This is a genomic window from Pseudomonas sp. BJa5, assembly GCF_030272875.2.
In the GTDB taxonomy this organism is placed as follows: Bacteria; Pseudomonadota; Gammaproteobacteria; order Pseudomonadales; family Pseudomonadaceae; genus Aquipseudomonas.
Window position 1 is genome coordinate 25,061 of sequence record NZ_JALRNG020000044.1, and the last position, 25,671, is coordinate 50,731.

A 25,671-nucleotide genomic window follows, 5' to 3' on the forward strand; every position below is an offset into this window, starting at 1 on the left:
CCTACATGAACGATCCGGTGCGCACCTCGCCGCTGCGCTCGTAACAGTTGATCAACAGCCCGCCAGGCGTACTGCTCGAATGCACCAGGGTGAAGGCCGACGGTTGGCCTTTGTCATCGAACAGGCGCTTGCCGCGGCCCAATAGGATCGGAAAGGTAATCAGCCGAAGCTCGTCCACCAGCCCGGCGGCAAGCAGCTGGCGCACCAGGTGGCCGCTGCCCTGGGTCAGCAGCCGGGGACCGTCCTGCTGCTTGAGCGCGCGGATGGCGTCGACCAGGTTGCCCTTCAATGCCCGGCTGTTCTGCCATTTCAGCGTTGCGACCTGATGGGTGGCCACATGCTTGGGCACGCTGTTGAACAGTTCGGCAATGCCATGGTCCTCCGAATCGGCCTGCACCCCTGGCCAGTAGGCGGCGAAGATGTCGTAGGTGCGCCGCCCCAGCAGTAGCTCGAACGGCTGCGAGAACAGCTCGCCCATGGCCTGGCCGAAGTCTTCGTCGGCATAGGGCACCACCCAGCCACCGAAGCGAAAACCGCCATCGGTATCTTCCTGCGGACCGCCCGGCGCCTGGATAACGCTGTCCAGGCTGATGAAAGCGGCAACGGTAAGCTTGCGCATGCTCTTCTCCTTGTTCGTTGTTGTCGTGGCAATGCTCGGGTGCAGTGAGCTGCATGCCCTGACAGGTAGTCGAACGAGGTACGGCGAAATCGACAGGGCGAGCAGGCAACTCGGCTTGGCGCAAAACACCAATGATAGAATACCGGGCGTTGATCGCTCGCAACGGCATTGCCCATGGATCGCCTCTCTACCCTGTTGTCGCAGTTCGGTGTGCGCGCCAGCCTGTTCTACAACGGCACGCTGTGCGGCACGGCCACCTATGATGGACAGGACCTGCGTGGTCATCTGCATCTGCTGCGCTCGGGCACCCTCACCTTCCAGGGGGCCGGTCGCAAGCCCCAACGGCTCACCCGCCCAAGCCTGGTCTTCCTGCCACGGCCAAGCCACCATCAATTGATCGTCCATGACCCCGAGGGTGTGCAGTTGCTGTGCGCCTCGATGCTGTTCGAGGGCGGTGTCGATAATCCGCTGGCGGCTTCGCTACCCGACGTTCTGGTGCTGGCCCTGGATGAGTTGCCGCAGTTGGCCGGCACCCTGGACTGGATGTTCGCCGAGGCCCAGGGCGCACACTGCGGTCGGGATGCCGCGCTGGACCGTTTGTTCGAACTGTTGGTCATCCAGCTGTTGCGCCACCTGCTCGACCAGCGGCAATTGCAGACCGGCCTGATGGCTGGCCTGGCCGATGGACGCCTGGCGCGCTCACTGGTGCAGATGCATGAAGCACCGCAGCGGGCCTGGTCGATCGCCGAGCTGGCCAGTGCCGCGAACATGTCGCGGGCGGCCTATGCCGCGCATTTTCGCGAGGTCGTCGGACAGACGCCCGCCGATTATCTGCTGAGCTGGCGCGTCAGCCTGGTGCAGAAGCGCTTGCGTGAGGGACGCTCGATCAGCCTGATCGCCACCGAAGTCGGCTATGAGAGCCCGTCTGCGCTGGCCCGCGCGTTTCGCCGCAAGACCGGCTGCAGCCCCCGCGACTGGGTAAAGGCACGCACAGGCGAAAAGGCCTGAAGGTCGCTGCGCCTTCAGGCCCTCGCCAACGCGGATCGTCGGCTCAACGCGATTCCAGCGCTGTGAGCGAATGCCCGGCCACGAACAACGAGGCGCCAAGCAGGCCGAGGTCCTTGAGCAGGAACTGTCCCGGGGCAACGCTGATGGCCGGGAAGCCAAGCCCGGGCTCGATCACGCCCGGCGTCGAGAGCATGAAGCTCAAGGTGGTGACGAACAGCCCGGCCGACAGCACGCCGCCCACCAGTGAAAGCCGGGGCGATAGCAGCCGGCCGGCAATCAGCACGCCGATCGAGATTTCCAGCACACCGAGCAGGCTGGAAAAGGTATCGACACTGAACAATTGGTACACCCACCCCAGCAGCGGGCTGTTGCTCACCAGCGGCACCAGCCCCTGCGCTTCGTAATGGGTGAACTTCATCCCGCCGAACCAGAAGTAGATGACCGCCAATGCAAAGTAGAGGGCGTAGATGCCCAGGGCCATGGTCCTGGTGCCCAGGGTCAGTTGGGCGGATACGCGGGCAAGGCTGGCGTTTTCGAGATTCAAGGTATTCATGATCAAGCCTCCAGAACCCGACGCGGAGTACATCGGATGTGCTGCCAGTGTCGCTGGAAGCTTCAGACGAATGGATGCAGAGCGTATGGTCTTTGCTGCAGATTGTCTTGAGCTACGCTCGAAGGGGTGAACACAAAACAACGCAAAGTTGATAATTCAACATTCAGTTGATATTTTCAAAACCTTCAACCATCGCCCTCAAGGCCCCATGACAGCCCCCGACGTCTTTTCAGAACGCCAGCAGGTCCTGCGTGTACTTCACAGCACGCTCACACTGCTTGGCCATGCGGTAGGTCCGCACACCGAAATCGTGTTGCATGACCTGACCCGGCCCGAACATTCCATCCTCGCCATCGCCAACGGCCATGTCACCGGTCGCCAGGTGGGGGGGTCGATACTGGGCGGGCCGCAAGGGGACCTGGGCTTCAAGGCCGTGCGGCGCGCCATGGCCGATCGCGCCAGCAGCGAGCCGCTGCTGGTGGAGAACTACGCGACCCTGGCGCCCGACGGGCGGCCACTGCGCAGTTCCACCCTGGTCTATCGCGACAGCAGCGGCCTGCCCTTCGCCAGCCTGTGCATCAATGCCGACCTGAGCGCCGTGGCCGCCGCCCATGCCGTGCTTGCCGGCCTGCTGGGGCTGGGTGGCGCCCCCGTCGCACGCCGCGAGGAGCCCAGGGACATGGAGCAGTTGATGGTGCAGATCATCGAGGCGGCATGCCCGGGCGGGGTCGTGGGCATGAAGAAGGCGCAGAAACGCGAAGCGGTGCGGCAAATGCAGGACCGCGGGATGTTCATCGTCAAGGGCGGGATCGAGAAAGCCGCGGCCGCCCTCGGCGTAACCCGCTACACCATCTACAACTACCTGGAGCAGATCCGGGCAACTGAAGCCTCCAACGGGCAGGAATGACCAGTATGCAACTCGATATTTTCCAGGTGGACGCGTTTTCTTCCGAAGCGTTTGGCGGCAACCCGGCGGCGGTGTGTCCGCTGCAAGACTGGCTGCCGGATGCGACGCTGCAACAGATCGCCGCCGAAAACAACCTGTCCGAAACCGCCTATGTGGTACCCAAAGGCGAGGTGTTCGAGTTGCGCTGGTTCACCCCAACGGTGGAAGTCGACCTCTGCGGCCATGCCACCCTGGCTACGGCCTGGGTGCTGTTCGAGCAACTGGGCGAAACCCGCGAGGTGCTGCGCTTTGCCACTCGCAGCGGTGAGTTGCGCGTACGCCGGGACGGCACGCGCCTGGCCATGGACTTCCCCGCCAAGCAGCCCGAACAGGCCGCGGTGCCGCCCGGGTTGCTGGAGGCACTGGGCCTGGCGCGGATCGAGGCGCTGTATCGCACCGATGACTACCTGGTGGTGGTCGAGGACGAGGCCATCATCGCAGACCTGAATCCCGACTTCGCGGCATTGGCGGCCTTCGAGGTACGCGGCATCGCAGTGACCGCGCCGGGTCGCCACTTCGACTTCGTCTCGCGCTGGTTCGGCCCGCGCGTGGGCGTGAACGAAGACCCGGTCACCGGCTCCGCCCACACCTCGCTTGCGCCCTACTGGGCCGGACGCCTGGGCAAGCAATGCCTGAGCGCGCAACAAGGCGGGGCGCGCAAGGGGCAGCTGCATTGCGAGGTGCCGGGCAATGGCCGGGTGATCATCAGCGGCCACGGCGCACTGTTCCTGCGCGGCACGATCTACCTCTGAGGCCGGTCGCCGCTCACACCGCCCGGGTATTGAGCAGGCGTACCCCGAGGCCGATGAACAACGCCCCGGTGGCGCGCTTGAACCACGCCACCAGCCGCGACCCTTTCATGCGCTTGCTGAAGCGGTAGGCGGTGTAGCAGTAGAACGAGTGCACGGCGAAGACGATGGCGGCGATGGTCAGGTACATCACCGCGAACTGCTCGGCGATCGACCGGCCCTGCTCAAGGAACTGCGGCAGGAAGGCGCAGAAGAAGATCAGCGTCTTGGGGTTGCTGGCCGAGACCAGGAACGACTCGGCGCCGATCCGCCACTTCCCTTGGTGCGCAGGCGCAACCACCTCACTCGCGGGAGCGGGGGCCGCGGTGCGGGCGAACAGTTGGCGCAGGCCGAGATAGATCAAGTAGCCCGCCCCCACCACCTTCAACACCAGGAATGCCGACGGCAACGACACCAGCATGGCCCCCACGCCCAGGGCCACGGCGCTGATCACCAGCAATTGCGCCAGCAGGTTGCCGAGCATGGTCACGCCCATGCCGGACGGGCCATGGCGCAAGGCGTTGCGCACGGTCAGCAGCACGTTCGGGCCGGGGGTCAGGGAGGTCAGCAGGTAAGCGAGGGAAAAGGTCAGCCAGAGGTGCAGCGCCATGGAGCGGTCCTTGCTATGGAATGGTCCGTGCACGATGACAGCAAATTCCCGGGAAGCCAATGGGCGTGGTTGGCGACTGCTACGCAGTCGATCGCAGGCTTCGCCAGCTCCCACAGGGTCCAGCGTCGGTCCGAGGACTGCAGCAGCTCCCACTGCTCAATCACTGTGGGAGCAACTGTCTTGATTGCCTGACCGTGTAGCCGCTGCCGTCAGGCTGCGATCGGCCGTGAAACGGCCGTAAAACCTGCCCCGTTCCGTCGGAAGCAACGAGATGGCCGGGTTGCGACTGCTGCACAGTCGATCGCAGCCTCGTTCCTCGGCAGCGGCTACACGGGTGGGAGCTGGCGAAGCCTGCGATGGCTGCGCAGCAGCCCATGACACCCGGCCACTGTAACGCTATCGTCACCCCTCTGGACCCGATCGAACGCAAAGGCATGCCCATGACAATGACCGTCGAAACCTTGGTCAGCATCGCGATGACCAACCCGATCAACCGTGAACTGGCCATCCGCCTCCCCGCCCTGGGTCTGGACCAGTGCCTGCTCACCGCCGGCTGCCTGTTCCAGGCGGTGTGGAACCACCAGGCGCAGTTGCCGCCCGGCTGGGGTGTGAAGGACTACGACGTGTTCTACTTCGACCCGGACCTGTCCTGGGAAGCCGAGGATGACGTCATCCGCCGCGCCCGCCAGCTGTTCCAGGACCTGGACGCCAACATCGAGATCAGGAACCAGGCCCGGGTGCACCTCTGGTACCAGGAAAAGTTTGGCCGGGCCTATCCGCAACTGCAGTCGGCCCGGGAGGGTGTCGATCGCTACCTGATCGCCGGAACCTGCATCGCCCTGGATGTGCTGACCGGTGAAGTCCACGCCCCCTACGGCCTGGCCGACATCCAACAGGGCGTGCTGCGGATCAACCCGAAAAATCCACAACCCGACCTGTTCCTGCACAAAGCCCGCAGCTACCAATCGCGCTGGCCTTGGCTCACTATTGCGCACTAGCGCCGGTTTGCGGCATCCATCGCTCGACACGTTCAGCTCAAGGAATGTTCATGAAACTCAAGGCCGTGCTGCTAGGTTCGCTCCTGATGACATCACCGCTGTACCACGCGATGGGCGACAGTTGCCGATCGAACGTGTTCGGCGGCTACGACTGCAAGCACGATGACGGCACCACCTCGACGAGCCGGGCCAACGTCTTTGGTGGACAGGACACTCGCTACAGCGATGGCCGCAGCTCCAGCAGTCGCGAAAACGTCTTCGGCGGACAGGACACCCGCTACAGCGACGGCAGTACCTCCAGCAGCCGCGAGAACGTCTTCGGCGGACAGGACACCCGCTACAACGATGGCCGCAGCTCCAGCAGCCGCGAGAACGTCTTCGGTGGCCAGGACACCCGCTACAACGACGGGCGCTCATCCAGCAGCCGCAAGAATGTTTTCGGTGGCCAGGACACCACCTACCAGGACGACTAGCTGCAACGGCGCCGGCCTGAGCGACAACATCAAGGGCGCCTACCCGCCCAGAAAGCGCTCCAGCATGCCTGCGAGCCAGTCGGTGCGCGTCGTCAGTTGCATATGGTCGGTGCCCGGCAACACGGCCAGTTGTGCCCCGGGCAGCAAGCGGAACAGCTCGACGGCATGTTCGGGGCGGATGACATCGGCATCGCCCACCAGCACCAGGGCCGGCGCGACGACGCCACGGATGGCGTCGTCGGCGATGTCCTTGAACGCGCGCATGCGTTGCGCGGCCTTGTCGTGCATCAGGCGCAGGTGCTCTGGGTGCGGTGCGACCTGCAGGTAGGCGGTTTGCAGTTCCTCGGGCATGTTCTCCAGGCGCGCAGTGGCCATGGCCTCCCACAGCCATGGGTAGGCGCCCGCGCGATTGACCAGGGTCGAGGCCAGCACCAGCTTGCGTACCTGTTGCGGGTGCCGGATCGCCACCTGCAAGGCGATGGTGCCGCCATTGCTGAAGCCGAACAGATCGGCCTGGTCGACACCCAGGTGTGTCAGCAGCGCGGCGGTGTCATCGGCCGATTGTTCGAAGCTGAACGGACGCTCGACGATATCGGCCGTGTGGCCATAGCCCTGCTGCTCGAAGGCGATGACCTGACGTTGCGCCGCCAGTACCGGCAGCAGCTGGGCGAACGAGGTCTGGAGGGTGTCGCCGCCACCGTGCAGCAGCACCAGTGGCGGCTGATCGGCCCGGGCGACACCATGGATTTCATAGTAGAGGCGCAGGTCATTGACGGGGGCGTAGCCGGTCTGATCCATGGCGAAGTACTCGCTGGTGTTTGAATACTGGTAGGAGCGGGCTTGCCCCGCGATTGCGGTGTGTCGGTCACATCACAATCGCGGCGCAAGCCGAGCCGTCGCACCGCCGCTCCTACAGTGGATATCTGCAAGAACCTGATTATGCTTCAAGAGACCTTGCAGCGATGCGAGGCCGTCAGTCTGTGTTCACGCTTCATGCAACCCCATGACATCAGCCCCAGGGCCTGGGTGCGGTAATGACAGTGGAGTGCTCCGGCCTACCAGAACAAGACGGAGAATACCCATGGCGGCAATCGACAACACGTCCACGGGCACCGCGCCCAACCGAGGTGTCACCCGGGAGGAGCGCAAGGTCATCTTCGCCTCCTCCCTGGGCACCGTGTTCGAATGGTACGACTTCTACCTCTACGGCTCGCTGGCAGCGATCATCGCCAAGCACTTCTTCGCCGGCGTCAACGAAACCACCGCCTTCATCTTCGCCCTGCTCGCCTTCGCCGCCGGCTTTGCCGTACGGCCCTTCGGCGCCATCGTGTTCGGCCGGCTGGGCGACATGATCGGCCGCAAGCACACCTTCCTGATCACCATCGTGATCATGGGCGTGTCCACCGCCGTCGTCGGCCTGCTACCCAGCTACGCCAGCATCGGCGTGGCCGCGCCGATCATCCTGATCACCCTGCGCCTGCTGCAAGGCCTGGCCCTGGGCGGTGAGTACGGCGGCGCCGCCACCTACGTGGCCGAACATGCGCCCAAGGGCAAGCGCGGCTACTTCACCTCGTGGATTCAGACCACCGCCACCCTGGGGCTGTTCCTGTCGCTGCTGGTGATCCTCGCCTGCCGCACGATCCTGGGCACCGAGGCGTTCGAAGCCTGGGGCTGGCGGATTCCCTTCCTGCTGTCGATCCTGCTGCTGATCATCTCGGTGTACATCCGCCTGCAACTGAGCGAGTCGCCGGTGTTCCAGCGGATGAAAGCCGAAGGCAAGGCGTCCAAGGCGCCGCTGACCGAGTCCTTCGCCCGCTGGGAGAACCTCAAGGTGGTGATCATGGCCCTGCTCGGCGGCACTGCGGGGCAAGCGGTGGTCTGGTACACCGGCCAGTTCTATGCGCTGTTCTTCCTGCTGCAGATGCTCAAGATCGACCCGCAGACCGCCAACCTGCTGATTGCCGGCTCCTTGCTGATCGGCACGCCGTTCTTCATTCTGTTCGGCAGCCTGTCCGACCGCATCGGCCGCAAGGGCATCATCATGGCCGGCTGCATCCTCGCGGCGCTGACCTACTTCCCGATCTTCAAGGGCCTGACCGAGTATGGCAACCCGGATGTGTTCGCCGCCCAGGAGAAGAACCCGGTGACCGTGGTCGCCGACCCCGGCCAGTGCTCGTTCCAGTTCGACCCGGTGGGCAAGGCCAAATTCACCAGCTCCTGCGACCTGGCCAAGAGCGTGCTGGCGAAAAAAGCCATCCCCTATGCAAACGAGAAAGCCGAGCCGGGCACCGTCGCCCAGATCCGCATCGGTGACAAGGTGCTGCAGAGCTTCGAGGGCACCGGCATGCCGGCTGCCGACTTCAAGGCGCAGAACGATGCCTTCGTCGCCACCCTCGGCACCGCCCTCAAGGACGCCGGCTACCCCGAGAAAGCCGACCCGGCCAAGACCAACTACCCCATGGTGCTGTTGCTGCTGACCATCCTGGTGATCTACGTGACCATGGTCTACGGCCCGATCGCCGCCTGGCTGGTGGAACTGTTCCCGGCGCGCATCCGCTACACCTCCATGTCCCTGCCCTACCACATCGGCAACGGCTGGTTCGGCGGCTTCCTGCCGACGGTGGCATTCGCCATGGTGGCGGCCACCGGGGATATCTACTATGGCTTGTGGTACCCCATCACCATTGCGGTGATGACGGCGATCCTGGGGATTTTCTTCATGCCCGAGACCAAGGATCGGGAGATTCATCACGCTTGAGGTTCCCCCCCATCGCGGGGCAAGCCCGCTCCTACAAAACCCTGTAGGAGCGGGCTTGCCCCGCGATGGGCGCTAACCCACCCGCTCCTTGCCCCAGGCCGACAGCACGGTCGCCAGGATGATCAGCCCCGCCCCCACGCCCATGCGCAGCGAAGGCTGTTCGCCGAACAACCACCAGGCACAGGCAATGGCGTACACCGGCTCAAGGGCAATGATCATTCCCGCGCTGCGCGCTTCGAGCCCTTCCAGGCTCTTGACGAACAGGTACTGCGAGAGACCGGTGCAGAACACCCCCAGCAGCGCCAGGTAGACCCAGTCCGCTACCTGCAGGCCAGGCACGACAAAGTTTTGCAGGGCAAACGGCGCCACCAGCACGGCCACCGTGACGTTCTGCCAGAACGCCACCTGCAAGGCATCCATGCCGCGCACGGCACGGCGGTTGGCGATCGCCAGCAAGGCGAAGGACAGCCCGGAACCCAGACCCCAGAGCAGGCCGACCGTGCCCTGGTCGAGCAGGTCGAACGACGGCACGACCAGCACCAGGCCGACACTGACCAGCAGCAACAGCAAGCCCTCACCGGCCTTGATCCGCTCGCGGAACACCAGCAGGTCAAGCAGCGCGATAAAGGCCGGGAAACTGGCGAAACCCAGGGTCGCCACGGCCACGCCGCCGACCTTGATGGCGATGAAGAAGGTCACCCAGTGCGAGGCCAACAGCGCACCGGTCACCAGCATGACGCCCAGCTTGCGCCCGTCCAGGCCCTTGAACAGGGCGCGACGTTGCACCTGGGCCACCAGGCCGAGGGCGATCACGGCGAAGGCGGCGCGGCCATAGGTGATGATGGTCGCATCGGCATGGATCAAGGCGCCGAGGATACCGGTCAGGCCGAACAGCACCGCGGCGATGTGGGCGACGATCAGCGCGTTGCGGTGATGGGTCGCGGGAAGAGTCCGGTTTACATCTGAAGCGATCATGGGCAGTCAATCTACAAATAAGGCGCACGCAGCCACTCCCCAGCGGTCTTGTGCACGGGTTCGATGAATTCGGGGAAGCAATGTAGCCACCGGCACACCCGGTAGCCTGCGGCGCCGCAGCCTTGTCTGACTCATTGCTGAGCCGTGCTGCTTATTCACCGTCAATCGGTAGGTACTCAAGGTTGGCCACCGCCTGCGTGGGGCGGTGGCCAGGGCGCTATCCGTCAGAACAGCACCGGTTGCACATTACGAAGCATCGATCCAGATGGTCTTGATCTCCGTGTATTGATCGTGGGCCCAGACCGACTTGTCACGCCCGCCGAAGCCGGACTCCTTGTAACCACCGAACGGCGTGGAAACATCACCTTCACCGAAACAGTTGACCGTAACCACACCGGCGCGGATCTCCCGAGACAAGCGCAGGGCATTGCGCAGGCTGCCGGTGTAGGCCGAGGCGGCCAGGCCGTAGACCGTGTCGTTGGCCAGCTCGATGGCTTCATCGAGCGTCGAGAAGCTGGTGACACTGAGCACCGGCCCGAAGATCTCTTCGACGAACAGCCGGTTGTCGCGCGCCACGCCATCGATGATGGTCGGCTGCACGAACACGCCCGCCTCGGTCTCGCCGCCGCGCACCACATCAAGCTTGTGCTCGGCGGCATACTCCAGATAGGAACGCACTTTCTCGAAGTGCGCCTTGCTGACCATGGCGCCCAGGCGGTTGTCCGGGTCCAGCGGGTCGCCCAGCTTCCAGTCGCGCAGGTGCTTGCCGATCAAGTGCAGCAGCTGGTCCTTCACCTCCTTGTGCACGATCAGGCGCGAGGACGCCGAACAGTTCTCGCCCATGTTCCAGAAGGCCCCGGCGGTCACGTGCTGGGCGACCTGGTCCAGGTCTTCGCAGTCGTTCATGACCACGGCCGGGTTCTTGCCACCCAGCTCCAGCACCACGCGCTTGAGGTTGGACTCGGACGCGTACTTGAGGAACAAGCGGCCGGTGTCGGTAGAGCCGGTGAAGCTGACCATGGCGATATCCATGTGCCGGCCGATGGCTTCACCCGCCTCGCGACCACCACCAGGCACGATGTTGAACACACCGGCCGGGATACCGGCCTGGTGCGCAAGTTCCGCCACGCGCAGGGCGGTCAGGGTGGTTTCCTTGGCCGGCTTGACGACAATGGAGCAACCGGCGGCCAGTGACGGGCCGATCTTCCAGGCCAGCATCAGCAGCGGGAAGTTCCACGGCAGCACCAGGCCGACCACACCGATCGGCTCGCGCACCACCAGGGTCACGGCGCCCGCGCCGGTCGGTGCGGTGCTGTCGTAGATCTTGTCGATCAGCTCGGCATGCCAGCGCAGGGTGTGGATGGTTTCCGGCACATCGACGTTCTGGCACTCACTGACCGGCTTGCCGCTGTCCAGGCTTTCCAGCACCGCCAGTTCATGGGCGTTGTCTTCGAGCAACTGGGCGAAACGCAGCAGCACCTTCTTGCGCGCCGACGGCGCCTGGCGCTGCCAGCGACCGTCGTCGAAGGCCCGGCGGGCGGCCGCCACGGCCACGTCGACGTCCTGCACATCACAGGCGGCGACTTCGGCCAGCACCTTCCCGGTAGCCGGGTTGGTGGTGGTGAAGGTGCGGCCCGACAAGGCATCGCGGAACTCGCCGTCGATGAACGCCTGGGTTCGCGGTTCGAGCCTGGCGGCGATGGCCGCGTATTGCTCTTTACTCAGTAGTTCGGTCATTTCAGGCACCCTCGGTGATCTGCGCGACAGTGCGCTTGAGCACGCTGATGACATCCTTGAGCGCTTCCTTCTCGCTGGCTTCCAGGCCCTGCAACGGCGCACGCACGCCACCGGCGCGCAAGCCGTTGAATTCGCAGCCCTGTTTGATCGACTGGACGAACTTGCCGCTTTCGAGGAAGTCCATCAGCGGCATCATGGCGGCCATGATCCGACGGCCCTTGGCGAAGTCCTTCTCGATCACACAGGCCTCGTACAGGGCCACGTGCTCACGTGGGATGAAGTTGGAACCGGCGCACACCCAGCTCGGCGCACCCCAGGCGAAGAACTCCAGGGCCAGGTCGTCCCAGCCGCAGGACAGCGAGATGTGCGGGTATTGGCAGGCCAGGCGGTGCAGCTGGGCCAGGTCGCCCGAGCTTTCCTTGATGGCGACGATGTTCTTGCACGAGGCCACGGCCTCGAAGAACTCCGGCCCCATGCTCACGCCCATGCGCGCCGGGTAGTTGTAGAGCATGATCGGCAGGCCGGCGGCCTGGTCGACGGCCAGTACATGGCGGGCGATTTCCTGCTGGGTCGGCAGTGCATAGGGTGGCGAACCGACCAGCAGCGCGTCGGCCTTGATGGCCTTGGCGGCTTGCGCGAACGCAACCGAGTCTTCGGTGCGGATGGCGCCGGTACCGACGACCAGCGGCAGTCGGCCCTGCAGCACGTCCTTGGCCTGGGCGGCCAGTTCGAGGCGCTCCTGGGTGGTGTGGGCATAGTATTCGCCGGTGGAGCCGCCAATGACGATGCCATGGACCTTGGACTCGACCAGGTACTCCAGCACCTCGGCGAACGCTGCCTTGTCGATGCTGCCCTCTGCGGTCAGCGGGGTGATTGCCGGGGTATAGATGCCTTCAAATTTCACGATGGTTTCTCCATGAGGACAACAGGTCATTCGGGCCGCGCCGGACTGCCCGGCGCGGCGGATCAGGATTCAGCCCAGGGACGCGGCTTGCTGCAGGTTCAACGAACGGGTTTCGGGGGCCAGGGCCCAGGCGAACAGCAGCCCGACCAGGGTCACCAGGGCGGCGATGTACATGGTCTGGGCGATGCCCAGGTGATCCAGGGCCAGGGGCACCAGCCAGGTACCGACCGCCGCGCCGACCCGCGACAACGAGGTGCCGACGCCAACGGCAAAGGCGCGGATCTCGGTGGGGAACAGTTCGTTGGGGTACACCAGTTGCAACACCTGGGCGCCGCCGATGAACAGCGCGTAGGCGCCGAACAGGGCGAGGATCAGCACCTCGGAGCCGGCGTGGAAGACGCCCAGGCCGAACAGCGCCAGGCCCGACCAGAGGAAGCTGTAGATCAGCATGCTGCGCCGGCCCATGGTGTTGATCAGGCGGGTGGCGACGATGCAGCCGACGACGAACAGGAAGGTGATCGCCACCGAGCCGATGGAGGCCCAGTCGCCCTTGAGGTTGAGCGCCTGCAGCACTTTCGGGGCGAAGGCATAGACGGCGAACACGGGAATCACCGAACAGGTCCAGAATACCGTGACAAACAGCATGCGCTTGCCATAGCCGGAGTGCAGCAGGTTCCAGACCGAAAGCTTCTTGACCTCGGGTTGCTCGGGCAGGTTGCGCAACGAGAACGACGCGCCGTACACCTGCTTGATGATGGCTTCGGCTTCTGCCGCCCTGCCCTTGCTCAGCAGCCAGCGCGGCGATTCCGGGGTGCCGATGCGCAGCACGAACAGCACCGCACCGATCACTGCCGCGCTGGCCAGCACCAGGCGCCAGGCATCTTCGCCAGCGTGGCGCAGCAGGAACTCACCGATCACATAGGCGAAGGCGGCACCGGCGAACCAGAGGATGGTCAGGGTGGCCAGGCGCGGGCCGCGGTTCTTCTTGGGCAGGAACTCCACCAGCAACGAGGTCGCCACCGGATATTCGATGCCGACGGCAATACCGATGGCAAAGCGCAAGAGGAACAGCATCAAGGCCGATTCCACCCAGTACTGGGCGACGGACGCAAGGATGAACAGGGTCGGGCCGACGAAGAACAGGCGCTTGCGCCCCAGGCGGTCGGTCAGCCAGCCACCGAGAAAGCCACCGAAGAAAATCCCGATCAGCGCGGACGCGGCGATCATGCCCTGCCAGAAGCTGGACAGGCTCAGGCCGGCGGACATCTGCACCATGGCCACGCCAATGATGCTCAGGACATAGCCGTCGACAAAAGAGCCGCCACCGGAACGCAGGGTGAGCAACTGGTGAAAGCGATTAAGCGGTACATCTTCAACAGAAATATTAGGAATTGTCATTATTGTTCCCTTCTATTACCAAGTGCCTGTCTGAATGGCGGGCGAGCGAGTCCGCGAAACTGAAAACACACTTCAGTTCCGGCAGATCGACACGCCGCGCCGATCAGTTATTTCGAGCAATAAGGTCCACACGCCGGACAATTACTGTCCAGCCAGTTATCGATGAATAACTAACTCAGGAAGATCAGCTTTCTTTGCCGGCTCGGTATTGTCCCCACAGCAGATTGAGGTTCAGACCCAGCGAAACCAGCGGCTTCGGTGGATTCGCACAGGGCCCTGGTGCTTGCAGGAGAAAGTCGATCAACTCATTACTTTCGCCTGCCAGCCAATCGGCCAGAAGTTTTCCGGTGACCGTACCGCGGGTCACGCCCAATCCATTGCAACATAACGCGCCATAAACATTCGGGGCCAACTGGCCGAAGAAGCCCATATGGTTTCTCGACAAGGCCAGCGCGCCGCCCCAGGTGTATTCGAACGGCACATCCGGAAGCATCGGGAAGCGGCGTTCGAACGAAGCGTGGTGACGGTTGGCAAAGCGCGCCAGGTACTTGCGATTGCTGCGCCCGTCGGGGTTGAAACTGAAACTGTTGCGGATCAGCAGGCGGTTGTCCGGCGTGCGCCGCACGGTGGTGCCGAACGGGTCCGCCGGGATCACGCCCCAGTATGGCTTGCCGCCCAGGCGTGCCTGCTCCTCGGCCGTTAGCGGACGGGTCAGGCTGGCGTAGGTGAACACCGGCAGCATGCGGCCCTTGAGAAAGCCGAAGCTCATGCCGAAGGCGTTGTTGGCCAGCACCAGCTTGTCGGCGGTGATGCTGCCGTTGGCATGGCGCAGGACGGTCTTCTCGCCGTATTCGACATCGCTGATGGCGGTGCGCTCGTAGAGCGTCACATTGGCCGGCAGGTTGTCGGCCAGGCCCTTGACCAGGGCTGCCGGCTGGATCAACGCCGTGCCCGGGGTGAACAGGGCCTTGCGGTAGAACGAGGTGCCGATGTGCTCGGGCAGGTCATCCTGCTCGATCATTTCATAGGGCTGCTCGAGCTTGTCGAGGCCGCGCCGGTAGGCTTCCAGCACCGCGATGCCACGGTCTTCCACGGCCGCCTGGTACTTGCCGCAGTGCTTGAACTGGCAATCGATGTTGTAGCGCTCGACCAGTTCCTTGAGAAACGACTGGCCACCCAGGTTGAGCTTCAAGGTGGTCCTGGCGATGGCGATATCACCAATGTAATCCTCGGCACCGATGTCGTGGGGCAGGTCGATGGCAAATCCGGCATTGCGCCCGGAGGTGCCGAAGCCCACTTCCTGGGCTTCGATCAGCACGATTTCCTCATCGGGAAAATGCACCGCCAGCTGGCGCGCAGCGGCAAGGCCGGTGAAGCCGGCGCCGAGCACCACCCAGCGTGCCTTGGTATGCCCGAAGTGGGCAGGCCGGGGCTTGCGGGGCTTGCTCAGGTGAAACCAGCCACAGGTGGCATCATCGGCAGGCAGCGAGGTTACTCTAGTCATATCGTGAACCTGGGTATTGTTGTTAGCGTTCAATCCCCCCGGGCCCTGGGTCGAAACCCCGGGCCCGGGATTTCAATCTTCAGAAGACCAGCGCCACATCCATGCCCTCCGGCGCCGCGTATTCGGCCATGCGTCGACGCGACAGCTCGAAGTGGGCACGCACCAGCTGCCCGGCCCGTTCCGGATCACGCCGCTCGATCGCCTCGATCATCTGGTCGTGCTGGTCGCAGGCCAGCTCCAGGTCGCGCTGCATGTCGTCGGTGGTCGGGTGGCGGTAGAAAATCTTGCCCAGCCGGGTGTGGTCGATCAGCAGGCGCCGCAGGCTGGGCATGAGGTAGTCGTTGTGCGCCATCTTGCCGATCTCCAGGTGGAACTCGTCGTTGTAGAGCACGCGGTTCTCCACGTCCTGCTCCTGGATCGCCTTGCGGAACAGGGCCTGGATAGCCTTGAGCGCCTCGATTTCGGCCGCGGTCGCGTGGGTGGCGGCCAGCTGCGTGGTGGCGATGTAGATCAGCGGTGCGGCCAGGAAGAAGCTGTGCAACGAATCGTGGTTCATGGCCGCCACCCGCGGGGCGCGGTTGGCCTCCAGCTCGATGTAGCCCTCGGCGGCGATCTGGCGCAGCAACTCGCGCACCGGCGGTCGCGACAGGCCGAACTCGTCGCTCAAGGCCAACTCGTCGACGACCGCGCCTGGCGCCATCTCCATGCTCAGGATGCGCCGGCGCAGGGCGTCGGCCAGCAAACCCTTGCGGTCCTGGGGCACTTCAGCGGTGGTCGATTGGACATCAGCGGTGGCTTTCATGGCAGCCTTCTTAGTGGTCATAGGTCTGTGTCTACAATTTGTATAATGACTATAGGGCAGCGTTAGACAATGTGTCTACAGCTGATTCGATGAACGGTTTCCCTGGCGAATGTCCCCTGCTTATGGGGGTTTGGCAACCTTTTGTCCGCCCGCGACAGGTACATTTCCGTTCGCGCCGGCGACCCGGTTACGCAGGCCGCGCGTAGATCGATGAAAAGCCTAGAGAAACCGCGGCCTGCGTGTATTTTTCCAGAATTCTATCGGTATACACAAAGAATACAATTCGATTGACCGCTTCGAAAACCCGTGCGAGTCTGCTCTGGAAGTCAACGAATCCGGGTAGTCCGTCGCATACGGAGGTTCCAAGGTGAGAAGTGGCAAGAGCGATTTGTACGAGGATCTGAAACGCCAGATCCTGACCATGGAGCTGGACCCGGACCAGGTGCTGGACGAACTGGGCCTGAGCGAACGCTACGGCCTCTCGCGCACCCCGGTACGGGAAGTGTTCCGCCGCCTGGCCGGCGAAGGCTACCTGGCCATTGAAGAGAACCGCGGTGCCCGGGTCGCACCGATGAACCATTCGACCCTGAGGAATTTCTTTCTGGTGGCGCCCATGGTCTATGCGGCGATCGGCCGGCTGGCGGTGCAGAACTTCAAGCCGGGCCAGCTCAACGACCTCAAGGCCACCCAGGAACGCTTCCGTCGCGCAAGCCTGGGCCACGACGCGCTGTCGATGGTGGTGGAGAACAACCGCTTCCACCAGATCATGGGCGAGATGTCCGGCAACCCTTATCTGGAGCCCAGCCTGGGGCGCCTGCTGATCGACCATGCGCGCATCGGCCATACCTTCTTCCGCCCGCGCAACGAACAGATGGAACAGCACCTGGTGCTGGCCGTCGAGCATCACGACGCCTTTATCGAGGCCTTCGGCAAACACGATGAGTCTGCCGTGGTCGACCTGGTGTTCGAGCACTGGGAACTGTCGCGGGGAAACATGCAGATGTTCATCGCGCCCGAGTCCATCAATGCCGACGCACTGATCGATGACAGGTTTGGCTGAAAGCGCAGCCACCTTTTTCTGAACCGGTGACGACAGGAGTCACGCACGGTACGCGGCAAGAAGCCTGCGGGGTGAACCCTGCGCCGGATTCGGCGCAGGCAGGTGAAATTCAATAACAACACGGGGCCTGCAGGCCCCAACCGACACCACAACAGGAGCTTCATTATGAATCGCTTTTGCAAGGCACTCTGCACACTGGCACTGGTCGGCCTGGGCATCGCCCAGGTACAGGCCGAGGAAAAGGTCATCAACATGGGCACCCTGTCCTGGGAAGACCTTACCCCGATCACCGGCATCACCAAGAAAGCCCTGGAAGATCAAGGCTACACAGTCAATGTCACCTCCTTCTCCGAATGGGGCATCGCCTACGCCGCCTTGAGCAAGGGCGATGTGCAGGTCCTCGCTTCGCAGATCGACTATGTGGCCCAGGACTACTGGAACAAGAACAAGAACAAGCTGGAGAAGATCTCACCGGTGTCCCACGGCCTCTACCAGGCCATCGCCGTGCCCAAGTACGTGACCATCGACTCGCTGGAGCAGCTCAACGAGCAGGCTGACAAGTTCGGCAACAAGATCGTCGGCATCGAGCCCGGTTCGGGGCTGATGAGCGAAGCCGCAACGGCCGTCAAAGAATACGGCCTGAAACTCAACCTGCTCGAAGGCAGTACCGCAGCCATGACCGCCGCCCTGAAGTCGGCCGTTGACCGCAAGGAATGGGTCGCCGTGACCCTGTGGGAACCGTCGTGGATGTTCCAGAAGTTCGACGTCAAGTTCCTCAAGGACCCCAAGGGCGCCTTCGCCCCGCCCCAGGGCTACTACTGGATCGGCCAGAAAGGCTTCTCGGCGAACAACCCGCAGGCGCGTGAAGTGATTGCCGGCGTGTATGTGCCGCTGGCCGACATCACCGCCATCAATGGCGCGGTCAAGGATGGCAAGTCCATGGACCAGGCGATCAAGGACTGGACCGACAGCCACGCCGAGCTGCTCAAGCGCTGGAACAACATTAAAAAGTACTGAGTTGTCCTTTTACAGCCACTGCCGAACTTGAACTGACAAGAACAAACCAGAAACCTCTGGTTCGTCGGGTGCGATATGAATACGAATAACGCTGAAGAAGTACTGGTTGATTGCCGATCCGTGTGGAAGGTGTTTGGCGACAGGGCCCCTGCCGCCATGCAGGCCTACCGCGACCAGGGATTGTCGAAGAAGCAGATCCTGCAGGATTTCGGTTGTGTGGTCGGCGTCTCGGACGTCAGCCTGCAGGTACGCCGCGGCGAGATCTTCTGCATCATGGGCCTGTCGGGCAGTGGCAAGTCCACCCTGATCCGCCTGCTCAACCGGCTGATCACCCCCACCGCCGGCGAAGTGCTGGTCAAGGGCAAGGATATCGCCAAGCTCGATACCGCGACCTTGCGCGAGGTACGGGCCAAGCACATCGGCATGGTGTTCCAGAGCGTCGCCCTGCTGCCACACCGCACGGTGCTGGAAAACGCCGCGTTCGGCCTTGAGGTGCAAGGCGTGGGCAAGGCCGAACGCCACGCCGTGGCCGAGCGGGCACTGGCCAAGGTCGGCCTCGGCGACTGGGCTGCCCGCTATCCGGACGAACTGTCCGGCGGCATGCAGCAACGGGTCGGCCTGGCCCGGGCGATTGCCTCCGACCCTGAGGTCATCCTCATGGACGAACCCTTCAGCGCCCTCGACCCGCTGATCCGTCGGCAACTGCAGGACGAGTTCCGCCAGTTGACCAAGTCGCTGGGCAAGTCCGCCGTGTTCATCACCCATGACCTGGAGGAAGCGATCCGCATCGGCGACCGCATCGCGATCATGAAGGATGGCGTGATCATCCAGGAAGGCACCGCCGAACAGATCGTGCTGAGCCCGGCCGATGACTATGTGGCGGAATTCGTCGCCGGCATCTCCCGGCTGCACCTGGTCAAGGCGCACTCGATCATGACCTCGCCGGCCGATTACCGCGCCGCGCATCCCGAGGTCGATCTGGCCAGCCTCGCCAGCGCCAGCCCGCAAAGCGATCTCGACACCTTGATCAACCTGATGGTGCGCTGCGGCCAGGATGCCCTGGGCATCGTCCAGGAGGGCGTGGTAGTCGGCATCGTCACCCAGCGCGACCTATTGCGCGGGGTGCAGGGCTCGTCCGAGCACGAAGGGCTCGATCAGCCTGTCACGCAGCTGGAGAAGTCGCTATGAACCCTGATGACTTTGCCGACGCCTTCGACGCCCACGTCGATGGCGCGCTGGAGTGGCTGTCGGATAATGGGGCCGCTGTGTTCGACCTGTTCGATGAGCTGCTCAAGGGCCTGTACCAGGCCGTGTACTGGCTGTTCAGCCTGGCGCCCTTCCCGGTCATGGCGCTGTTGATCGGACTGCTGGCCTGGTACCTGACCCGGCATCTGCGCTTTGCCATCGGCGCGGCATTGGCCCTGGGGCTGTGCGCGGTAATGGGCTTGTGGGCCGAGACCATGAGCACCCTGGCACTGGTGTTGACCGCAACCCTCCTGGCCCTGGCGGTGGGGATTCCGCTGGGCGTCGCGGCGGGCTTGTCGGCGCCCCTCAAGCGCCTCTTCGAACCGGTACTGGACCTGATCCAGACCCTTCCGCCCTACATCTACCTGCTGCCGGCCATCGCCCTGCTCGGTTATGGCACCGCCACTGCCCTGGTCGCCACGTTCATTGTCGCGGTGCCACCGGTGCTGCGCCTGACCGCGCTGGGCATCAGCATGACGCCCAAGGTCTTCCTCGAACTGGGCCACGCCAGCGGTACCAGTGCCTGGCAACAGTTCTTCAAGATCCGCCTGCCCTTCGCCCTGCCGAGCATCATGACCGGTGTGAACCAGAGCCTGATGATGGCCTTCGGCATGGTGGTGATCGCCGGTATCGTCGGCTCGGGCGGCCTGGGCGAAGTGATCTACGGCGCCATCCGCACCCTGGATATCGCCCGTTCGATCAATGCCGCGATCGCCATCGTCATCCTCACCCTGATCCTCGATCGCCTGGCACAAAGCACAACGCGCACCACCCGGAGGGTTGGCCATGACACTCACTGACATCACCTTCTCCCCGGGCAGCTACCTGGCCCCGGCAGTCGACTGGCTCAACGCCAACCTGCACCCGCTGTTCGCTGCCATCAGCCGCTTTATCGAGGCGGCGCTGGGGGCTATCGAAGGGGGGCTGCTGGCCCTGCCGGCCTGGGCCATGATCGTCCTGATCACCGGCGTCACGGCCCTGTTCATCAGTCGCCGCGCCGGGCTGCTGGCCGCCTGCATGCTGGGTTTTTGCTGGATCAGCGGCTTCTGGACCGCCTCGATGCAGACCATTGCGCTGGTCTCGGTGTCGGTGCTGATCTCCGTGGCAATCGCCTTCCCGCTGGGTATCGTCGCGGCGCGGGTCAAACGCCTTGAGGCCTTTCTCGGCCCGGTGCTCAACGTCATGCAGACCGTGCCGCCCTGGGTCTACCTGATTCCGGCGGTGATGGTGTTCAGCCTGGGCAAGGTGCCGGCGATCATCGCCACCATCATCTATGGCATCCCGCCCATGCTGCGCCTGACCACCCTGGCCTTCAACCAGGTGCCCAAGGACCTGCTGGAGCTGGGCCAGGCCACGGGCGCCAGGCCACGGACGATCCTGCTCAAGATCGAGCTGCCCTGCGCCATGCCCACCCTGTTGGTGGGGCTCAACCAGTGCATCCTGCTGTCGCTGGCCATGGTCGTACTGGCCGGCTTGGTGGGGGCTGGTGGCCTGGGCGCGGAAGTCACCCGTGGCCTGACCCGCATGGAGATGGGCCTGGGCCTGCGTGCGGGCCTGGCGATCGTCGCGGTGGCGCTGTTGCTCGATCGCCTGTCGCGCGGCGCGCTGGAGAAGCGTACGGCGCGTAATCCGGTATGACCCATCGCGGGGCAAATCGATTCATCGCACCGCCGCTCCCACACAGGTAGGAGGTACCGTCTTTGTGGGAGCTGGCGAAGCCTGCGATCGACCGCGCAGCGATCGCCATCCCCGATTGCCAGTGCAGCCCATCGCCGGCGATGCCGGCTCCCACAATGATTCTCGGCATGGCCCGAACTTGGTGGGTGGGCTTGTCCCGCGATCCACACCCTTCAATCAACTGAACGCGTTCATGAACCAGGTAATCAACGGCAAGGCCACGATATCGATCAGCACCGCGCCACACAGCGGCACGATGATGAAGGCCTTGTGCGAGAACACCTTGTAGTGGTCACAGATGGCGCCCATGTTGGCCACCGCGTTCGGCGTTGCGCCCAGGCCGTGGCCCATGTAGCCGGCGCACAGCACCGCGGCGTCGTAGTTGCCACCGAACAGGCGGAACAGCACGAACACGCACAGCAGTACCATGATCGCCACCTGCACCACCAGGATCACCAGCAGCGGCAGGCCCAGTTGCTCCAGCTCCCAGAACTTCAGGCTCATCATCGCCATGGTCAGGAACATGCCCAGGCTGATGTCGCCAATGGTGCTCACCGCATTGTCGGGGATCTCGATCAGGCGGGCACGGTCGTTGAAGTTGCGCAGCACGATGGCGACGAACATGGCGCCGACATACACCGGCAAAACGATGCCCAGGTGCGCCTTGAGGGCATCACCGATCCAGAAGCCCATCACCATGATCACCAGCATGCAGGTCAGCAGGCGCAGGAATACGCTGGCGTCCAGAGGCACGCTCAGGGTTTCGCTGGCTTTTTCCAGGGCTTGCAGGGAATCGGCCTGGTCGGTCTGCACCACCAGCTTCTTGCGGTCGATCAGGTAGCGCGCCAGGGGGCTGCCGAGCAGGCCGCCGGCGACCATGCCGAAGGTCGCCGAAGCCAGTGCCGCGGTGGTGGCGCCGGCGGTGCCGAGGCTTTCGGCAATCGGCCCGAAGGCCGCCGCCGCACCGAAGCCGCCTTCCAGCGACACGGCACCGGCCATGATCCCCAGCAGCGGGTCGATGCCCAGCACTTTGGCCATGCTCACGCCAACCACGTTCTGCAGCAGCGCCAGGCCCCAGCAGGCGCCCAGGTAGATGAACAGGATCTTGCCGCCCTGGCGCAGCAGGCCGAGGCTGCCGCCCAGGCCCACGGTGGTGAAGAACAACACCATCAGCGGGGTCTGCATGGCGGTGTCGAGCTTGATGTCCAGCCACTGCTGGTCACGCAGCAGCCACACCGCCAGGGCAAAGCCGAAGCCGCCGATCACCGGGGCCGGTACGCACAGTTGACGCAGCCAGTGGCTGTGCTTTTTCAGTTTCGCGCCCATCGCCAGCAGCAGTAATGCCAGGGCGACGGTGGTCAATGCATCGAGTTGCAGGGTCAGCATGGGTAAGCACTCTTGTTTTTATACGGGTGAGCGTTGGTTCGGGGTTTCAGTCGACCAGACTGGCCAGCAGCCGCGCCCCTATGCGGGCGGTGCGCTGGTCCTGGTCGAGACCGGGGTTGAGTTCGGCGACGTCGGCCATGCGCAGCTTGCCGCTGGCCTTGGCGCGCCGGGCCAGGTGTTCGACCACCATCAGGTCGACGCCATGGGCCGAGGGCGCGCTGACGCCGGGGGCCTGGCTGGCGGGCAGCACGTCCAGACACAGGGTCAGGTACAGGTGGTCGATGCTTGCGAGGAACTCATCGACAAAGGCTTCGAGGGCCGGAATGGTCCACGGCTGCATCTGCCGGTCCAGGCGGTAGCGCACCTTGAGGCGCTCGGCCTGGTCGAACAGGGCCTGGGTGTTGTTCAGCTCGCTCACGCCCAGGCAGCAATAGTCGAAGGTCATGCCCGCTTGCTCGCAGTATTCGGCGATCTGCCGGAACGGTGTGCCGGAGCTGCTCTGCGCGGCGTGGCGCAGGTCGAAGTGAGCATCGAAGTTGAGGATGCCGATGCGCGGACGTGCCTCGTGCTTGCGCAGGTGCTCGGCCAGGCCAAGGAAGCTGGCATAGGCGATTTCGTGACCGCCGCCCAGCCCCAGGGGCAGATGCCCCTGGTCGAGCAACTGGCAGACACGACGGGCATAGGCGTGCTGCGCGCCCTCCAGGTCAGTGCCGAGGCAGACGATATCGCCACTGTCGTAGACCGGGCGCTCGCCGCGCCAGGCCAGGTTGGCCAGCGCCTTGCGCAGCGCCGGCGGCCCCTGGCGGGCGCCGCTGCGGCCCTGGTTGCGGGTAACCCCTTCGTCGCAAGCCAGCCCCACCAGCGCGGTGCCGGCCGGTTGCTCGCTATCGTAGGGCTGCACCCATTGATGCCAGCGCAGGGCGGACGATCCTTCGGCAGCATCGATACGGCCCTGCCAGATCGGCAAGGAAAGGTTGGTGCTCATGCAAGGTACTCCAGGTTGATTCAGTCCAGCCGCGCCCCTACGCGCAGGGCGACTTCACGGGTCCAGCGGGTCAGGCGCTCGCTGTTCTGGGCCGCGCGCACGGCCGGGGCCATCAGGCTGATCGCGCCATGCAGGCGGTTGCGGCTGTCGAGCACCGGGGCGCTGACGCCCCAGATGCCGTCGTCGATTTCGCCCAGGCTCACGGCGTAGCCCTGGGCGCGAATGGCAATGAAGCTGTGCTGGTAGGCCTCATAGCCTTCGGCGTCCACGCCGTGCTCGCTGAGGATCGCCTGGCACCGCTCTGGCTCCATATGAGCCAGCAGCACCCGCGCCGAAGCCCCCACCAGCAGCGGCTGGGCCAGGCCCTTCTGATAGCAGCAGCGCAGCGGTTGCGGGCTGTCGATCAGCTCGATGCAGATGGCCTGGCCATTGCTCGGCACCATCAGCGCCACGCTTTCCTGGCTCAGTTCGGCCAGGCGCTTGAGCTCGGGCTTGGCCTGCGACACCAGCAACGCCTCGCGGTCGAACTTCTTCGCCAGTTGCAGGCACGCCGGCCCCGGCAGGTAGCGGCCATGGCCGTTGTCTTCGGCCAGGCCCCAGCGCAGCAAGGTCTTGAGGTGCCGGTAGGTGCTGCTCAAGGGCTGCTCCAGCTGCAGGCTCAGCTCCTTGGCCGACACGGCTTCATGGGCCTGGCCGAGGGCGACGAGAATCTGCAGCAGGCGATCGGTCGGGGTGGTGTAGTTCATTTGGGCTCCTTGTGACCATGGTGCACAGGGTTTTCCCAAAGGGTGAAACAGGATTCCCACGCAGTGGGAAAAATCCTGTCAAAAGGCGACGAGGGGTTGCTGACGGTGGGGGCTGCGCCAGTGGTGTTGACCACCAGCGCCTTGCCGGTGGATCAGTCCTTGCCGAATACCGGACGGAAGAACGACCGCTCGTAGCTGAGAATGCACTTTGTGTCCTGGGCGTACTGGAAGGCCGCCAGACACTCAGGGTCCTTCATCGAGTCCTGGCGATAGCGCTCGTACTCGGCCAGGCTCGGGAAGGTGAACATCGCCAGGGCGATATTGTTGGCGCCTTCACTGGGCAGGAAGTAGCCATGGTGCTGGCCGCCGAAGCGCTCGACCAGGGGGATCCAGAGTTTGCCGTAGTGTTCGAACTCGGCGAGTTTGTAGGGGTCGAGGACGTAGCGCAGGTAGCAGGTGACCATGGTGGTGTTCTCTGTGAGGTTCAAGGGAATTCCGTTTTCAACGCTCGAGTCGATATTGCCATCAAAGAAACGCCCTACTTCAACACAGGATATTTCCCATATCCACTCAAAGTAACGCCATGCAAGGCTTCCCGGCACCGTGACCAGGGTGGAAACCACGCCCCCTGTAAATCCGCCTGCCAGGGAGGCTCGCCACCGTGTCCACCGCCATCGGCCTGCTGTTCGACCACAACCGCCACCGCCTCCAGGTCTCCCGCCTCGACAGCGCACTCGACGTGCTGGCCTTCGACGGCAAGGAGCACCTGAGCCAGCCGTACCGCTACCAGATCGAATTCACCTGCCCCGAGCTGGACCTGGCCGCCGAGCAACTGCTCGGCCGCAGCGCCTGCTTCAGCTTGCAACCGCGGCCGCAACAGCTACCGTCCCTGGGCCTGCCCGAACCCGAGATCAAACCGCTGCGCACCTGCTACGGGGTGATCGGCGCCTTCGAGCGCCTGTCCGCCTCCCGTGACGAGGCCCGCTACCAGGTCACCCTGCAACCACGCCTGGCCCGACTCGGCCTCGGCCGCCAGTACCGTATCTACCAGGACCAGTCGGTGCCGCAGATCGTCGAAAAAATCCTGCGCGAGCGCCACGACTTTCGCGGCGAGGACTTCCTCTTCACCCTGGCCCGCGAATACCCGCGGCGCGAACAGGTCATGCAGTACGGCGAAAGCGACCTGGCCTTCATCAGCCGGCTGCTGGCCGAGGTCGGCATCTGGTACCGTTTCAGCAGCGACGACCGCCTGCGCATCGAAGTGGTCGAGTTCCACGACGACACCCGCCACTACCAGTTCGGCCTCGAACTGCCGCTGCTGTCACCGTCGGGCCTGAGCAGCGGCGAGCAGGACGCCGTCTGGCAACTGCAGGCCAGCCACCGGGTGGTCGAAAAACAGGTCAATATCCGCGCCTACGACCACCGCCAGGCCCATGCCTACCTCGACGGTGAAATCGACCACACCCGCGGCGCGCTCACCAC

At 64.1% G+C, this 25,671-nt stretch carries 26 protein-coding genes; 12 read left to right on the forward strand and 14 right to left on the reverse strand.

What is annotated here, in order from left to right:
• Position 1 precedes the first annotated feature (1 nt).
• On the reverse strand, positions 2 to 619 hold the full coding sequence (locus M2D63_RS21870) for a dihydrofolate reductase family protein (RefSeq protein WP_285865116.1): 618 nt from the start codon (positions 617 to 619) through the stop codon (positions 2 to 4).
• Positions 620 to 793: 174 nt separating this feature from the next.
• On the opposite strand from M2D63_RS21870, the gene M2D63_RS21875 reads away from it, so the two are divergent.
• Positions 794 to 1,627 carry an AraC family transcriptional regulator gene (locus M2D63_RS21875; RefSeq protein WP_285865117.1) on the forward strand — a complete coding sequence of 278 codons (834 nt, stop codon included), beginning with the start codon at positions 794 to 796 and terminating at the stop codon, positions 1,625 to 1,627.
• Positions 1,628 to 1,670: 43 nt separating this feature from the next.
• On the opposite strand, the gene M2D63_RS21880 is transcribed toward M2D63_RS21875, so the two are convergent.
• The gene (locus M2D63_RS21880) at positions 1,671 to 2,180 is read right to left on the reverse strand and encodes a YkgB family protein (protein ID WP_285865118.1); all 510 of its coding nucleotides are present in this window, start codon (positions 2,178 to 2,180) and stop codon (positions 1,671 to 1,673) included.
• A gap of 208 nt (positions 2,181 to 2,388) precedes the next feature.
• Between M2D63_RS21880 and M2D63_RS21885 the strand changes: the two genes are divergently transcribed.
• Complete coding sequence (locus M2D63_RS21885) at positions 2,389 to 3,087, forward strand: transcriptional regulator (RefSeq protein WP_285865119.1); 699 nt, start codon at positions 2,389 to 2,391, stop codon at positions 3,085 to 3,087.
• A 5-nt stretch (positions 3,088 to 3,092) separates the two neighbouring features.
• A complete protein-coding gene (locus M2D63_RS21890) occupies positions 3,093 to 3,878 on the forward strand; it encodes a PhzF family phenazine biosynthesis protein (RefSeq protein WP_285865120.1) in 786 nt (261 codons plus the stop codon).
• Positions 3,879 to 3,891: 13 nt separating this feature from the next.
• On the opposite strand, the gene M2D63_RS21895 is transcribed toward M2D63_RS21890, so the two are convergent.
• Positions 3,892 to 4,524 (reverse strand): LysE family translocator, encoded by a 633-nt coding sequence (locus tag M2D63_RS21895; RefSeq protein ID WP_285865121.1) that lies wholly within the window; start codon positions 4,522 to 4,524, stop codon positions 3,892 to 3,894.
• Positions 4,525 to 4,964: 440 nt separating this feature from the next.
• On the opposite strand from M2D63_RS21895, the gene M2D63_RS21900 reads away from it, so the two are divergent.
• Both M2D63_RS21900 and M2D63_RS21905 read left to right on the forward strand, forming a co-directional pair.
• Complete coding sequence (locus M2D63_RS21900; protein ID WP_285865122.1) at positions 4,965 to 5,522, forward strand: nucleotidyltransferase family protein; 558 nt, start codon at positions 4,965 to 4,967, stop codon at positions 5,520 to 5,522.
• 50 nt (positions 5,523 to 5,572) lie between these two features.
• The gene (locus M2D63_RS21905; RefSeq protein ID WP_285865123.1) at positions 5,573 to 5,995 is read left to right on the forward strand and encodes a hypothetical protein; all 423 of its coding nucleotides are present in this window, start codon (positions 5,573 to 5,575) and stop codon (positions 5,993 to 5,995) included.
• A 39-nt stretch (positions 5,996 to 6,034) separates the two neighbouring features.
• On the opposite strand, the gene M2D63_RS21910 is transcribed toward M2D63_RS21905, so the two are convergent.
• Positions 6,035 to 6,793 carry an alpha/beta fold hydrolase gene (locus M2D63_RS21910; RefSeq protein WP_285865124.1) on the reverse strand — a complete coding sequence of 253 codons (759 nt, stop codon included), beginning with the start codon at positions 6,791 to 6,793 and terminating at the stop codon, positions 6,035 to 6,037.
• A 283-nt stretch (positions 6,794 to 7,076) separates the two neighbouring features.
• Here M2D63_RS21910 and M2D63_RS21915 point away from each other — a divergent pair, with 283 nt between their 5' ends.
• On the forward strand, positions 7,077 to 8,753 hold the full coding sequence (locus M2D63_RS21915) for an MFS transporter (protein ID WP_285865125.1): 1,677 nt from the start codon (positions 7,077 to 7,079) through the stop codon (positions 8,751 to 8,753).
• Positions 8,754 to 8,825: 72 nt separating this feature from the next.
• On the opposite strand, the gene M2D63_RS21920 is transcribed toward M2D63_RS21915, so the two are convergent.
• From M2D63_RS21920 to M2D63_RS21945, 6 genes are all read right to left on the reverse strand, one after another.
• Positions 8,826 to 9,728 carry a DMT family transporter gene (locus M2D63_RS21920; protein ID WP_285865126.1) on the reverse strand — a complete coding sequence of 301 codons (903 nt, stop codon included), beginning with the start codon at positions 9,726 to 9,728 and terminating at the stop codon, positions 8,826 to 8,828.
• A 246-nt stretch (positions 9,729 to 9,974) separates the two neighbouring features.
• Positions 9,975 to 11,465, reverse strand: a complete 1,491-nt coding sequence (locus M2D63_RS21925) for an aldehyde dehydrogenase (protein ID WP_285865128.1) — start codon at positions 11,463 to 11,465, stop codon at positions 9,975 to 9,977.
• 1 nt (position 11,466) lies between these two features.
• Positions 11,467 to 12,369: a dihydrodipicolinate synthase family protein gene (locus M2D63_RS21930; RefSeq protein ID WP_285865129.1), complete on the reverse strand. Its 903-nt coding sequence runs from the start codon at positions 12,367 to 12,369 to the stop codon at positions 11,467 to 11,469.
• A gap of 69 nt (positions 12,370 to 12,438) precedes the next feature.
• Positions 12,439 to 13,767, reverse strand: a complete 1,329-nt coding sequence (locus M2D63_RS21935; RefSeq protein WP_285865130.1) for an MFS transporter — start codon at positions 13,765 to 13,767, stop codon at positions 12,439 to 12,441.
• Between the two features lie 184 nt (positions 13,768 to 13,951).
• Positions 13,952 to 15,271, reverse strand: a complete 1,320-nt coding sequence (locus M2D63_RS21940; RefSeq protein WP_285865131.1) for an FAD-binding oxidoreductase — start codon at positions 15,269 to 15,271, stop codon at positions 13,952 to 13,954.
• Positions 15,272 to 15,350: 79 nt separating this feature from the next.
• Positions 15,351 to 16,073 carry a GntR family transcriptional regulator gene (locus tag M2D63_RS21945; protein ID WP_285865132.1) on the reverse strand — a complete coding sequence of 241 codons (723 nt, stop codon included), beginning with the start codon at positions 16,071 to 16,073 and terminating at the stop codon, positions 15,351 to 15,353.
• Positions 16,074 to 16,440: 367 nt separating this feature from the next.
• Here M2D63_RS21945 and M2D63_RS21950 point away from each other — a divergent pair, with 367 nt between their 5' ends.
• The 5 genes from M2D63_RS21950 (at position 16,441) to M2D63_RS21970 (ending at position 21,033) form a co-directional block, all read left to right on the forward strand.
• Positions 16,441 to 17,133, forward strand: coding sequence for a GntR family transcriptional regulator (locus M2D63_RS21950; RefSeq protein WP_285865133.1), 693 nt, complete (start codon positions 16,441 to 16,443; stop codon positions 17,131 to 17,133).
• A gap of 165 nt (positions 17,134 to 17,298) precedes the next feature.
• Positions 17,299 to 18,150 carry a glycine betaine ABC transporter substrate-binding protein gene (locus M2D63_RS21955; RefSeq protein WP_285865134.1) on the forward strand — a complete coding sequence of 284 codons (852 nt, stop codon included), beginning with the start codon at positions 17,299 to 17,301 and terminating at the stop codon, positions 18,148 to 18,150.
• 75 nt (positions 18,151 to 18,225) lie between these two features.
• Positions 18,226 to 19,338, forward strand: a complete 1,113-nt coding sequence (locus M2D63_RS21960) for a glycine betaine/L-proline ABC transporter ATP-binding protein (protein WP_285865135.1) — start codon at positions 18,226 to 18,228, stop codon at positions 19,336 to 19,338.
• Positions 19,335 to 20,195, forward strand: coding sequence for a proline/glycine betaine ABC transporter permease (locus M2D63_RS21965; protein WP_285865136.1), 861 nt, complete (start codon positions 19,335 to 19,337; stop codon positions 20,193 to 20,195). Before M2D63_RS21960 ends, M2D63_RS21965 begins: the two co-directional genes overlap by 4 nt.
• On the forward strand, positions 20,182 to 21,033 hold the full coding sequence (locus M2D63_RS21970; protein WP_285865137.1) for a proline/glycine betaine ABC transporter permease: 852 nt from the start codon (positions 20,182 to 20,184) through the stop codon (positions 21,031 to 21,033). Before M2D63_RS21965 ends, M2D63_RS21970 begins: the two co-directional genes overlap by 14 nt.
• 216 nt (positions 21,034 to 21,249) lie before the next feature.
• Here M2D63_RS21970 and gltS read toward each other — a convergent pair whose 3' ends face one another.
• The 4 genes from gltS to M2D63_RS21990 all read right to left on the reverse strand — a co-directional run bounded on the left by gltS (position 21,250) and on the right by M2D63_RS21990 (position 24,653).
• Complete coding sequence (gene gltS, locus M2D63_RS21975; protein ID WP_285865138.1) at positions 21,250 to 22,458, reverse strand: sodium/glutamate symporter; 1,209 nt, start codon at positions 22,456 to 22,458, stop codon at positions 21,250 to 21,252.
• Positions 22,459 to 22,504: 46 nt separating this feature from the next.
• Positions 22,505 to 23,443 (reverse strand): formimidoylglutamase, encoded by a 939-nt coding sequence (gene hutG, locus M2D63_RS21980; RefSeq protein ID WP_285865139.1) that lies wholly within the window; start codon positions 23,441 to 23,443, stop codon positions 22,505 to 22,507.
• Positions 23,444 to 23,463: 20 nt separating this feature from the next.
• Positions 23,464 to 24,189, reverse strand: coding sequence for an IclR family transcriptional regulator (locus tag M2D63_RS21985; RefSeq protein ID WP_285865140.1), 726 nt, complete (start codon positions 24,187 to 24,189; stop codon positions 23,464 to 23,466).
• A gap of 152 nt (positions 24,190 to 24,341) precedes the next feature.
• A complete protein-coding gene (locus tag M2D63_RS21990; protein WP_285865142.1) occupies positions 24,342 to 24,653 on the reverse strand; it encodes an NIPSNAP family protein in 312 nt (103 codons plus the stop codon).
• Positions 24,654 to 24,850: 197 nt separating this feature from the next.
• On the opposite strand from M2D63_RS21990, the gene M2D63_RS21995 reads away from it, so the two are divergent.
• Positions 24,851 to 25,671: type VI secretion system Vgr family protein (locus M2D63_RS21995; RefSeq protein ID WP_285865141.1), on the forward strand; the 821-nt coding region annotated here is incomplete at its 3' end.